Annotated in this window: 9 protein-coding genes; 4 read left to right on the forward strand and 5 right to left on the reverse strand. The window is 60.0% G+C overall.

The window, feature by feature from the left end:
* Nucleotides 1-52: 52 nt before the first annotated feature.
* Complete coding sequence (locus ACPYOJ_RS08020; RefSeq protein WP_168828593.1) at nucleotides 53-619, reverse strand: DUF6101 family protein; 567 nt, start codon at nucleotides 617-619, stop codon at nucleotides 53-55.
* Nucleotides 620-931: 312 nt separating this feature from the next.
* Between ACPYOJ_RS08020 and ACPYOJ_RS08025 the strand changes: the two genes are divergently transcribed.
* The gene (locus tag ACPYOJ_RS08025; protein ID WP_481415761.1) at nucleotides 932-3,094 is read left to right on the forward strand and encodes a DUF1217 domain-containing protein; all 2,163 of its coding nucleotides are present in this window, start codon (nucleotides 932-934) and stop codon (nucleotides 3,092-3,094) included.
* A gap of 45 nt (nucleotides 3,095-3,139) precedes the next feature.
* On the opposite strand, the gene ACPYOJ_RS08030 is transcribed toward ACPYOJ_RS08025, so the two are convergent.
* Genes ACPYOJ_RS08030 through ACPYOJ_RS08040 form a run of 3 tightly spaced genes read right to left on the reverse strand, consistent with a single transcriptional unit; the run spans nucleotide 3,140 to nucleotide 6,225 of the window.
* Nucleotides 3,140-4,567, reverse strand: a complete 1,428-nt coding sequence (locus ACPYOJ_RS08030) for an FAD-binding oxidoreductase (RefSeq protein ID WP_481415762.1) — start codon at nucleotides 4,565-4,567, stop codon at nucleotides 3,140-3,142.
* 19 nt (nucleotides 4,568-4,586) lie between these two features.
* On the reverse strand, nucleotides 4,587-5,561 hold the full coding sequence (locus ACPYOJ_RS08035) for an L-threonylcarbamoyladenylate synthase (protein WP_481415763.1): 975 nt from the start codon (nucleotides 5,559-5,561) through the stop codon (nucleotides 4,587-4,589).
* 55 nt (nucleotides 5,562-5,616) lie between these two features.
* Nucleotides 5,617-6,225 carry a DUF6656 family protein gene (locus ACPYOJ_RS08040; RefSeq protein WP_481415764.1) on the reverse strand — a complete coding sequence of 203 codons (609 nt, stop codon included), beginning with the start codon at nucleotides 6,223-6,225 and terminating at the stop codon, nucleotides 5,617-5,619.
* Between the two features lie 323 nt (nucleotides 6,226-6,548).
* Here ACPYOJ_RS08040 and ACPYOJ_RS08045 point away from each other — a divergent pair, with 323 nt between their 5' ends.
* Both ACPYOJ_RS08045 and ACPYOJ_RS08050 read left to right on the forward strand, forming a co-directional pair.
* A complete protein-coding gene (locus ACPYOJ_RS08045; protein WP_481415765.1) occupies nucleotides 6,549-7,793 on the forward strand; it encodes an aromatic ring-hydroxylating oxygenase subunit alpha in 1,245 nt (414 codons plus the stop codon).
* A 287-nt stretch (nucleotides 7,794-8,080) separates the two neighbouring features.
* The gene (locus tag ACPYOJ_RS08050; protein WP_481415766.1) at nucleotides 8,081-8,542 is read left to right on the forward strand and encodes a BA14K family protein; all 462 of its coding nucleotides are present in this window, start codon (nucleotides 8,081-8,083) and stop codon (nucleotides 8,540-8,542) included.
* 56 nt (nucleotides 8,543-8,598) lie between these two features.
* Here the strand turns inward: ACPYOJ_RS08050 and ACPYOJ_RS08055 are convergent, their stop codons facing one another.
* Nucleotides 8,599-9,594, reverse strand: a complete 996-nt coding sequence (locus tag ACPYOJ_RS08055; protein ID WP_481415767.1) for a transporter — start codon at nucleotides 9,592-9,594, stop codon at nucleotides 8,599-8,601.
* A gap of 195 nt (nucleotides 9,595-9,789) precedes the next feature.
* Between ACPYOJ_RS08055 and ACPYOJ_RS08060 the strand changes: the two genes are divergently transcribed.
* The gene (locus tag ACPYOJ_RS08060) at nucleotides 9,790-11,568 is read left to right on the forward strand and encodes an acyl-CoA dehydrogenase family protein (RefSeq protein ID WP_481415768.1); all 1,779 of its coding nucleotides are present in this window, start codon (nucleotides 9,790-9,792) and stop codon (nucleotides 11,566-11,568) included.
* Nucleotides 11,569-11,651 lie beyond the last annotated feature (83 nt).

The raw sequence follows: 11,651 nt of genomic DNA on the forward strand, positions 1-11,651 counted from the left end.
ACGAAAATGCCCGGCACAATGGCCGGGCATCATTGGTTTGAAATGGCGCCGCCTAGTTGCGGGCGATAATTTCCTTGCCTTCGATCTTCATCGTCACGCCGAGCTTGCCGGTCGTGCGACGCACGAGAAAGCGCGGACGGCGATTGGCGAAATAGGAGTGCCGGCGGCGCGGCCTCATGCGGCTGGTGCGCAGATCTCCGAGATGATCCTCGAGCGGCCGTGCAATGCCGTCGGCCTCGACCATCAGCATCGGAATGCGGAATGCCTCCGACCAGCTCCGCCAGTCGGCAGCGATATCGCAAAGATCGTGTGCGACCAGCAGCGGAATGCAGAGATCCGGATCTTCATGGTGTAGTTCCAGCGTTACGGTCACTTCGCCGCCGCCATGGTCGATCGCCCGGGCTGCCACGCCTTTGAAGGCCCGTTTCGGCAGGGCAACGGAAAGCGGAAGGCCGCTCGATGGAAGAATTTTGCGAAGAATGGCGCCACGTTCGTCGATCGTTATGCTGACGTCACCGGCGGAGTCGTGAACGGCGTAGCTGACCTGTTGAGGAAAGCGGGACGGATCGAGACGCAGTGTCGTTGCAGCCCAAGCGGGCTTCATAACGGTGTTTTTCATGTTTGTTTCTACCCTTGTCTTACCTGAGAGCCGGTTCCCGGTCTTCTCCTTGGGGCTTTTTCGCCCTCTATGCCTCGACAATACGGATGCCCTCTTCCGGACCACTTAAAATTCGCGGTTAAGAAAACTTTGCCGTCCCGGATGGTTATCAAAAACCAATGTGGCAGGGTTTCCGGACAGTGAACGAGCGACCGCCGGAAGCTGCGTCAAAGCGGGACGGCGGGAAGTAAGCCTCGGGTAAGCTTTGGATGCGACAATAACGTATTGAGTATTCTCTATTCCTTTGAGCCTTTGCCGGAAGAGGCGTGATTTATGATCTCGACTTATCTGAGTTACACGATCCTCACCAAGAATATGCCGTCGACCCTGGATAGGGTCGCCAAGCAGCCTTCCACCCAGCGCGAAATCGACTACTACAACGCCAATATCGGCAACGTGAAAACCGTTGACGATTTCATGAACGATTATCGCCTCTACAGCTATGCGACCAAGGCTTACGGCCTCGCGGATATGGCATACGGCAAAGGCTTCCTGAAGCAGGTGCTCGAAAGCGATCTCAGCGATCCGAACAGCTTCGCAAACCGGCTTTCCGACCCGCGCTACAAGGAATTCGCCGCCGCGTTCAATTTCGGTGCGCAGCCTGAGGTTGCTCAGGTTCAGGCGCAGGAGGACGAGACCCTCGGTCTGTACACTCAGTCCTATGCCGACGAGGAAACGTCCGCCAGGACCGAGAGCACCTATTACAGCGCCGCAGTCGACAAGGTGAAGAACGCCTCGGATCTCGTCAACAATGACCGCCTCCGCGATTACATGCTGCAGGCCTATGACATCGATCCGACCTACGTATCCAAGACTTTCCTGAAGTCAGTCCTGACCAGCGACGTCAACGATCCCAAAAGCTTCGTGAACACCAGCGCCAACGACAAGTACAAGGCGCTCGCGGCGCAATTCAGTTTCAATGCCGACGGCACGCTCAAGAATGCCACAGCACAGACCACAGCTCAGAAGAACGCGGTCATCGAACAATACAACGTGACGGTTCCTTCCTTCACCACGTTTACGGCGGCGGCGTACAACAAGACCCATTACGAAGCAACGATCGGCACGGTCACCTCTGTCAAGCAGCTGGTCAGCGACCCGCGTATGGTCGATTATATCAAGGCGGCCTTCAGTATGTGGGATCCGCCGAATCTTTCAGGCGCCACGGTACAGGCGATCATCACGAGCGATCCCAGCGATCCGACCAGCTTTGCGAACGTGTTTGGCTACGGCGGCGTTCCGAAGATGTTCAATTTCGACGCTAACGGCAACGTGCCAGCGGGCGAGCAGGCACAGACCGCCGATCAGCTAAAGAAGACGTCAGAAAATTACAGCAAGAACTATGGCGAACTGCAAAAGCTGACGGTCGACGGCGGTAGCGCGAACTTCAAGACGAGGATGGCCTCGGTCAAGGATATCGATGACTTCTTCCTGAGCAACAAGGACGACGACGACGGCGGCATCAACGACAATGATCCGGAGCTTTATCAGATTGTGCTGCGCGCCTACGGCCTCAGTGAGGACGAAGTTACCAAATCGCAGCTGAAGAAGATTCTCGAAAGCGATCCTTATGATCCGAAGAGCTACGTCAATTCGTTGAAGGACGATCGCCTCGTCAAACTCGCCAAGGCCCTGAACTTCGATAGCAAGGGTGACGTCTCGACGCCGCTTCAGGCCCTGTCGCAAACCCAGATCAACAATTTCGGACTGGCCTACAACACCCAGAAGACGATGCTCCTGAGCGGCGCAGAGCAGCAGGCAGCCGTGAAGGCGTCGAAGGAGGACATCGCCTATTTCGAGGATAACATCGGCAAGGTGAAGTCGGTGTCGGACCTGCTCGCCGACAAAAAGCTCGTCTCTTTCATACTGACGGCGAAGGGGCTGGACCCGAAGCAGGTGACCACAGATACGCTGAAGAAGGCCTTCGCAGCCGATCCGGATGATCCGAAGAGCATGCTGAACGATCCGACCGACAAAAACAGCGCCAAGCTGAGGGAGCTTGTCACCTCCTTCAATTTCGACAGCAAAGGCAATCTCACGCGTTCGACGACGGGGACGGCACAGAATAGCGGCGCACTGCGCAAGACAAATGAGCTCTATCTGGACCAGACATTGGAAGAGCAGCAGGGCGATACGAACCAGGGTGTCCGCCTGGCGCTCTATGCCCAGCGCAAGGCACCAGACATCACCTCGATTTACGATATCATGGGCGATCAGGCCATGTTCCAGGTGGTCACGACGGCCTTCAATCTTCCGTCGGCGTTCCAAAGCATGGATGTCGACCAGCAGGCCAAGGCGCTGCAAAAATACGTCACTCTCAGTGATCTGCAGGATCCCGACAAGGTCGATAAGCTCGTCAAGCGCTTCGCCGTCATGTACGACCTGAAGAACAACACCCAGTCGTCGCCCGCACTGACGATCCTGACCAGCCGCTGAACCAAATCGAAGTAGGGCTTCTCCGTCCGCGGGACCCCGCGGGCTTTAGACAGCGATCACTTTCCCCGGATTCATGATGTTCGCCGGATCGAAGGCGCGCTTGATGCGTTGCATCAGGTCGATTTCGATGGCGGGCCGGATGGCGGCAAGCTCGTCGCGCTTCAGCTGGCCGATGCCATGCTCCGCCGAGATCGAGCCGCCATGTGCCAGCACGAGCCCATGGACGATCTCGTTCATTTCATGCCAGCGAGCGATGAAGGCATCTTTGTCGGCGCCGACGGGCTGGGAAATGTTGTAGTGGATATTGCCGTCGCCCATGTGGCCGAACGCGCAGATGCGAGCCCCGGGGATCGCGGCAAGCACGGCCTCACCCGCCTCCTGCATGAAATGCGGGATCTTCGAGACCGGCACGGAGACATCGTGCTTGATCGAGCCGCCTTCCGGTTTCTGGGCTTCCGACATGCTCTCGCGCATATGCCAAAGCGCCTTCTGTTGCGCAACCGAAGAGGCGATCGCCGCATCCTGCACCAGTCCCGCCTCGAAACCCTGTTCCAGAAGCGCATTCATCATCCGCTCGGCGGTCTCAGCCGAATCCGAGGTCGAAATGTCGATCAGGACATACCAGGGATGCGGTGCTTCCAACGGATCGCGCGCGCCTTCGATATGCTTGGCGGTGATCTCCACACCGAACCGCGGCATCAGTTCGAAGCCGGTGAGCGAGGTGCCGCAGAGGCTGCTTGCAAGGTTGAAGAAAGCGAGCGCATCTTCCACAGAGTTGAGCCCCGCGAAGGCGACCTGACGGCCAAGCGGCTGCGGGAAAATCTTTAGGACGGCGCCGGTGATGATCCCGAGCGTGCCCTCTGCGCCGATGAAGAGGTCGCGAAGATCGTAGCCCGTATTGTCCTTCTTCAGACGGCGCAGGCCGTTCCAGATTTCGCCCGTCGGCAGCACGACTTCGAGGCCGAGGCAGAGCTGGCGCATGTTGCCATAGGCGAGCACCGCCGTGCCGCCGGCATTTGTCGAGAGGTTGCCACCGATGCGGCAGGAGCCTTCCGAACCGAGCGACAGCGGGAAGAGCCTGCCATGCGCCTCGGCCGCCTTCTGGACTTCGGCAAGAATGGCGCCCCCATCGGCCACCAGCACGTTTGCCACCGGGTCGACGTCGCGGATCCTGTTCATGCGTTCGAGCGAGATGATGATATCCGACTTGCCCTCGCGCGGCGTCTGACCGCCGACGAGGCCGGTATTGCCGGTTTGCGGAACGACCGCCGCGCCGGTTTCCGTCGCAAGCTTCAGGATCGCCGAAACCTCCTCGACGTTGGCCGGCTTCAGCAGAAGGGGCGAGGAGCCATGATAGAGCCCGCGGTTCTCGATCAGGTGCGGCGCAAGCTCGGACTGGCTGCGCACCGCGTACTTGTCGCCGACAATGGCAGCGAAGCGGTCGAGAAGTTCAGGGGAAATGCTGGCGCTCATCGGGCTTATTCCTTCCTTGTCATTCGCGTGGCGCGGCGGCGCGCCTCAAACGGTCGTTGATTGCCTCGCCAAGGCCCTCGTCCGGTATCGGCGCAAAGGCGATCGTGGCCGCGCCGCTCGCATCGGCCTTCTTCATGTAGTCGAAAAGATTGGCGGCGGCTTCGGCCAGATTGCCGCCGGGGCTGAGATTGAGCACGGTGACGGCACCGCCTGCGCCCTCGATATCGGCCGGCCCGAAGGCAATGAGAGCCTCGTCCTGCTTCACGGACCGGGCCTCGAGGCGGACATTCGCACCGGGCGCATAATGGGACGCAAGCATGCCCGGGGCTTCGATTGCCGCCGCCGCCTTCTTCGATCGCCGCAGCCGCCTGCCGGCGACGCGCTCGATCTCCGAGGCAGGCAGGCCGCCGGGCCGCAGCAGTCTCAGTTCGTCGCCGTCGACCTTGACGATGGTGGATTCCACCCCGACGGCACTCGCGCCCGCATCGAGGATCAGCTCAATCTTGTTGCCCAGATCGGCGTCGACATGTGCTGCGCTGGTGGCACTGATCCGGCCTGACGTGTTGGCGCTCGGCGCGGCAAGAGGCTTGCCGAAGAGGCCGATCAACTCGCTCGCGAACCCCTTCGGCACCCGGATGCCGATCGTGTCGAGGCCGGCGGTTGCCAGTGCATGGATCGAGCTTTCCGCCTTCAAGGGCAGGACGAGCGTCAGTGGCCCCGGCCAGAACGCTTCAGCCAGCGCGCGCGAGACCGGGTCGAACTCCGCATATTTCTCCGCCATCGCCAGGTTGCTCATATGGCAGATCAGCGGATTGAAGCGCGGCCGGCCCTTGGTCTCATAGATCCGGGTTATCGCTGTCGCGTTGGTCGCGTCGGCAGCAAGGCCATAGACGGTCTCGGTCGGAATGGCGACCGGATGGCCCTCCGAAAGCACGGCCGACGCCGCCTCAAGCGCCTCTTGCCTGTGTTTTGCGATGTCGATTATCCGTGCCATGTGCCGCCCGTTGCTCCAGGCAGTCCCATAGGCCTTTGAAAGCTCCCGATCAATATCAGAGCTGGCGGATGATTTCGCGGAGCTGTTCGTTGCGTGCGCCAAGGAGAAGCACGTTCTTGATCGCCACCTGCGGATCGTCGGTCTTGAAGAGCAGGCCGTTGCCGCGAACGGAGCGGTCGACCGTCATCTTCTCCGGCGTATGCTCGCCCGGCTTGATGGCGACGGCAAAATACATACGCCCGGAACTGATATCGATGTGGTGGAAGAAATTGTCGTTGTCGCCGATATCCGCATTGAAATTGGCGATATAGAAGGCCCAGCTGACCTCTTTGTAGCGTGCGAATTTCGTCCGGGCAGCAGTCACGTGGCAATAGCCGAGATGCGGACTGTCCGAAAGCGTCCGGTGGAACACCATCTTCGGAAACTGAATCGACTCGTGGAAGCCGTTGATCTGCTGATATGCCTTGAGGCCCGCCGCCTGCAGTTTCCGGCCGGTCGTTTCTTCCACTTCCTCATGCGTGAGGTATCGGCGTTCTGGGGCAAGGCGGTACGGCCGTGCGCGGGTGATCTTGCCGGTGCGGAGAAATTCGGAATATGGCGCCACAGGCTTTGAGCCCTGCGGGTGTTGTGCCTCTGTGGCTTCAAAATAGCGCAGTTTCGCCATGGCTCGCATTCCATACCGTGTCCCAGGATGGAGCATAGGAGCTTATGCTTAAGAGCGTCTTAAAGTCTTCGCGCACACGCTGAAGCAGGTTTCCACGGAAAGCGCAGATGCGACAATGTGCCCTTCCATCCATCGGCGAAATTTGAACTTTTTGGATGTCGCATTTGAAGCAGCTGTGGCTAAAGATCGCGAAGGCTGTGCTACTTTGTTCCCTGTCGTCATTTTCGAAGCCGATGTCGCATTACAACCAAGCCTCGGTCATGGCCGGTGATTAAATGATGGGGAGTAATTCTCCCGGCAGCCTAGGGCACGAGGACAAGCAGATGGATATTCGCAGCAACGTTTTGCGGCAGCTCAAGAACCGGCGGGAAGGCTTCAGCCTCGAACAGCCGTTCTATATCGACGAAGACTATTTCAAGCTCGATATGGAAATGATCTACTATCGCGACTGGCTGTTCATGGGCCATGATTGCGAACTGCCGAAGCCAGGCGCCTATTTCACGGTTCAGATCGGCCAATATCCGGTCGTCATCGTCCGCGGCCGCGACAACGTCATCCGCGCCTTCCATAATAGCTGCCGTCACCGCGGCTCGCGCGTCTGCACCAAGGAGCACGGTTCGTCCGTTCGTCTGGTCTGTCCCTATCACCAGTGGGCTTACGATCTCGACGGCAAGCTGGCTTTTGCCCGCCACATGGGCGACGATTTCGACAAGAGCGGCTACGGCCTGAAGCCCATTCATTGCGAGAGCTTTGCGGGTTACATCTTCATCTGCCTGGCCGAAAACGCTCCGGACTTCCAGCCGGTTCGCGACATGGTCGCGCCTTATATGCTGCCGCACCGCCTGAGCGAGGGTAAGATCGCCTTCCAGAGCACCATCATCGAGAAGGGCAACTGGAAACTCGTCTGGGAAAACAACCGCGAGTGCTATCACTGCGCCGCAAACCATCCGGAACTCTGCCGCACCTATCCGGAAGCGCCGAGCGTCACCGGCACGGACGGCGGCGCCGACGATCCGGAAATCGCCGGGCACTGGGCGCGTTGCGAGGCGGCGGGCCTTCCGAGCAAGTTCCAGATTTCGCCGGACGGTCAGTTCCGCGCCGCCCGCATGCCGCTGATCGAGGATGCCGAAAGCTACACGATGTCCGGCAGGCCCGCAGTCAAGCGTCCGCTGTCGGACGATATGAAGATCGATCGCATCGGCACCATGCTGCTCTTCCACTATCCGACGACATGGAACCACCTGCTCGGCGATCACGCGATCTCTTTCCGCGTCCTGCCGCTCAGCGCCAACGAGACGGCCGTCACCACGAAGTGGATCGTGCATAAGGATGCTGTGGAAGGCGTGGACTACAACCTCGAGGAACTGACGCATGTCTGGACCGAGACCAACGACCAGGACCGCCGCATCGTCGAGGAAAATGCCTTCGGCATTCGCTCGCCAGCCTATGAACCGGGCCCTTATTCGATGCTCCATGAGGGTGGCGTCATGCAGTTCCTCGAATGGTATGCAAACTTCATGGTAAACCGGCTTCAGGGCGATCAGGCAAAGCTTTCCGTCGTCGCCTGATCTTCTGCGCTTCGCGGCACGACCGATTTCGCTCGGGCCGCGGCAGCCGGGCGGCCGTTCCCTTGGGCATTCACGATTGATTGACTCCGGCGCCGCAAAAAGGTCCGGTGGATGCGCGCATGATTGTTGCATGCGGTATAGTTGCACGTAAAAAGTGTATAAAAATGAACCGGTTAATCCCCGGTTCATTTGCGCTTTCGTAAGATCCAACCCGATGCCGAACGATGTGCGTTGGAAACATACCGCCACGTCCTGACCCCTAGGTTCGCTGTGTAACGGAGAATGCAATGAATAGTCTCAGTAAAAAGCTTGCGACTGCCGTCCTTTCAGCCGCTGTTGTCCTGACCAGCTTCGTGCCGTCCCAAGCAATCCAGATGCCGACCTCGCCGCAGATGGAAAAATCTTCGGAGGTGCAGAACGTTCAGTACCGCCGCTATTACCGTCCGGGATATCGTCACGATTACCGTCCGGGCTGGTACGGTGGCTATCGCGGCTATCCCTCTTATCGCCGCGGCTATCGTCACTACAATGGCTACTGGTATCCGCTGGCTGCCTTCGGCGCAGGCGCGATTATCGGCGGCGCCATCGCTTCACAGCCGCGCTACGTCGCTCCACCCCCGCCGCCGGCCTATGGTGGCAGCAGCGCCCACGTCGCCTGGTGCGCGAACCGCTACCGGTCGTACCGGGCCTACGACAACACGTTCCAGCCCTACAACGGCCCGCGCCAGCAGTGCTATTCGCCCTACTAAGGCTTTCCACAGCTTGAAAAGCTCTATAGCCCGGCAGCAATGCCGGGCTTTTTCGTTCAGAGAATATTGACGCGCTTCAGCAGCCACCAGGCAAGCAACACCGAAGCGACGATCAGCGCCATTGCGTATTCGGTGCCGCCGGACCCCTGAGTGAAGGGCAGATTGGCGGTGTTCATGCCGAAAAAGCCGGTCACCAGCGTCGGCGGCAGCAGGAAGGCGGTCATCAGCGACAGGATGTAAAGGTGCCGGTTGGTCTCGGAGGATTGCTTCGAGTCGATTTCCTCGTGCAATAGACGGGCACGTTCCTGCAGCGCAAAGATATCGTGGTCGACTGCTTCGAGCCGGCTCGTCAGCCGGCTGGCAATATCCTCGAAGCCGAAGGGCATCTCGTCCTCGTCGGAAGCCGATGCACGCCGCATGAGGGAGAGGACGTTTCGAAGGTGCCGGTGGAGGCGGACGATCGTGCGGCGTGCTGGCGCCAGCCGCCGACGCTCATCGCGCGAAACATTGTCGTAAACGAAATCCTCGATGAGGTTCAGCTCTTCGGTAAGTTCCATCACCACCGAGATCAGCGTGCGCTGGAACTCGATCACCAGCAGCTCGAAGAGATCGACCGGTCGGGAGAACTTCGCGGGATTCTTCTCGATCATCGCGCGTGCCCGCTCGACGCTGCGCAGCGGCTGCAGCCGGGTGGTGATGATGAAGCGATCGGAGATCGCGAAATGTAGCCAGCCGAGATCGCTGGTGTCCTGGTCGAATTCGCGCTGGCAGTCGACCAGGGTACCGTAGAGCATCTGTTCGTCGACGGTAATCGCAGCATGCGTGTCCCGCGTGGTCAGCGCGGCCTTGGCGTCCTCGGATAGGCCGTCCAGGCTATCGAGCAGGGCAGGGACGCGCGCATCTGCGAGATTGAGGTGCAGCCAGTAAAAACCCTCGCCGGATGCCAACTCTGCCGGAAAGGCACTATTCTGAAGGCGAACCGCTTTGCCGCTTCCTGCCGGAAAACTGTAGGCCCAGACAAGGCCAGGTATATTGGCAGGCAAGGTATCCATCAGCCGCGATCCTTTCGATGCGATCAGTCCCTAGAGATTCTTCATGACCGTTGTTTGTACAAGTGTGAAGGCCTGTGGGGCCCAAGATATCATCAATTCGAAAAGGAATTCGAAATTGACGTTTACGTAAAAATAAATTAGCTCTTCCAGCGGAGGCCCGGGGCTGCGGTTCCGTTCGAGATGCGAGGAGATGATATGTACAAGGCGCCCGTCGAGGACATCGCGTTCACCCTGAAACATGTCGCGGGACTGAGCGAGGCGATCGAAAAAGGCCTCCTTGGCGAACTCGGCGAGGACCTCGTCGATGCAATCCTCAGCGAAGCCGGCCGTTTTGCGACGGAAGAGGTTGCTCCACTGGCCGAGATCGGCGACCGGCAGGGCGCTCGCCTCGTCGATAGTGAAGTGAAGATACCCGACGGCTGGGCGAAGCTCTACCGGGATTGGATCGCGGGCGGCTGGAACGGCCTTTCGGCTCCTGAGGAATATGGCGGCCAGGGCCTGCCCCACATGTTGAACGTTGCGGCTCTCGAAATGTGGAATTCCGGCGCGACCGCCTTTGCGCTCTGCCCGACGCTGACCATGGGCGCGGTCGAGGCGCTGAGCGCCCACGGCAGCCCGGAGCTTCGGCAGAAATACCTGCCAAAGCTGATTTCCGGCGAATGGACGGGCACGATGAACCTCACCGAGCCGCAGGCGGGTTCGGACGTCGGCGCACTGAAGAGCCGTGCCGAGCGGAGAGACGACGGTACTTATCGCCTGTTCGGCCAGAAGATATTCATTACCTGGGGCGAACACGACGCGACGGATAATATCATCCATCTCGTGCTCGTTCGCCTGCCGGATGCTCCGGCCGGCTCCCGCGGCATTTCGCTGTTCCTCGTGCCGAAATTCCTTGTCAACGACGATGGCTCGCTTGGAGCCCGGAACGACGTTTTCTGCCATTCGCTGGAACACAAGATGGGCATCCACGGTTCGCCCACCTGCACGATGATCTATGGCGACGGCAGGTTCGGCGGCGAGAAGGGCGCGATCGGCTGGCTTGTGGGCGAGGAGAACAAGGGCCTCAACTGCATGTTCACGATGATGAACAATGCGCGCCTCACGGTCGGCATGCAGGGGGTGGCGATCGCCGAAGCCGCGACGCAGAAGGCGATCGCCTATGCAAGCGAGCGCACGCAGGGCAGGGCGCCCGGCTGGACCGGCAGCGGCATGAGCCCGATCATCGAACATCCGGACGTCGCCCGCATGCTTCTGACGATGAAGGCGCTGACGCAAGGGTCCCGTGCCATCTCCTATGCCTGCGCCCATGCGATCGACATGTCGCACCGCTCGGTTTCGGATAAGCAGCACTGGCAGGAGCGCGCCGCGCTGCTGACACCAATCGCCAAATCCTTCTCGACCGACGCTGGCGTCGACGTCGCCTCGCTCGGCGTCCAGGTCCATGGGGGCATGGGTTACATCGAGGAGACGGGCGCTGCCCGCTTCCTGCGCGATGCCCGGATCGCACCGATCTACGAGGGCACGAACGGCATCCAGGCGATCGACCTCGTCACCCGCAAGCTGCCGCTTTCGAACGGCACCCACGTGGCGGGCTTCATCGCCGAACTTCGCGAGATCGCCGATCAGGTGCGCAGTTCCAATCTCGATGGCTTCGGCGAAACGGCCGCACGGCTTGACGCGGCGATTGCCGATCTGGAGCAGGCAACCCTCTGGCTTTTGAAGGCGCAGGCCGACGGCAAGCTGACTGATGCCCTTTCGGGCGCCACACCCTATCAGCGCCTCTTCGGTCTGGTGCTGACCGGCTGCTATCTGGCGAAGGGCGGGCTTGCCAGCGTTTCGGACGGTGCGAACCAAAGCCGCATTGCGCTCTGCCGCTTTGCCGCCGAAAATCTCTTGTCGGAAACCGCAGCATTGAAGGATCGCGTCGTCAACGGCGCCGAAAGCCTCGCTGCCGCCCGCATCGCTCTTTCGTGAGGATCATCCCATGTCCGATCACATCATCGTCGAACAATCCGCAGCCCATCCCGGCATCCAGATCATTCGCTTCAACCGCCCGG

The sequence above is a fragment of the Rhizobium sp. SVR5-9E genome, from assembly GCF_056755095.1.

Excerpts from the sequence above, each read along its gene's own strand:
- ACPYOJ_RS08035 (WP_481415763.1), bottom strand. The coding sequence starts at position 5,561 with ATGGCACGGATAATCGACATCGCAAAACACAGGCAAGAGGCGCTTGAG.
- ACPYOJ_RS08060 (WP_481415768.1), top strand. The coding sequence starts at position 9,790 with ATGTACAAGGCGCCCGTCGAGGACATCGCGTTCACCCTGAAACATGTC.
- ACPYOJ_RS08025 (WP_481415761.1), top strand. The coding sequence starts at position 932 with ATGATCTCGACTTATCTGAGTTACACGATCCTCACCAAGAATATGCCG.
- ACPYOJ_RS08030 (WP_481415762.1), bottom strand. The coding sequence starts at position 4,567 with ATGAGCGCCAGCATTTCCCCTGAACTTCTCGACCGCTTCGCTGCCATT.
- ACPYOJ_RS08050 (WP_481415766.1), top strand. The coding sequence starts at position 8,081 with ATGAATAGTCTCAGTAAAAAGCTTGCGACTGCCGTCCTTTCAGCCGCT.
- ACPYOJ_RS08020 (WP_168828593.1), bottom strand. The coding sequence starts at position 619 with ATGAAAAACACCGTTATGAAGCCCGCTTGGGCTGCAACGACACTGCGT.
- ACPYOJ_RS08045 (WP_481415765.1), top strand. The coding sequence starts at position 6,549 with ATGGATATTCGCAGCAACGTTTTGCGGCAGCTCAAGAACCGGCGGGAA.
- ACPYOJ_RS08055 (WP_481415767.1), bottom strand. The coding sequence starts at position 9,594 with ATGGATACCTTGCCTGCCAATATACCTGGCCTTGTCTGGGCCTACAGT.
- ACPYOJ_RS08040 (WP_481415764.1), bottom strand. The coding sequence starts at position 6,225 with ATGGCGAAACTGCGCTATTTTGAAGCCACAGAGGCACAACACCCGCAG.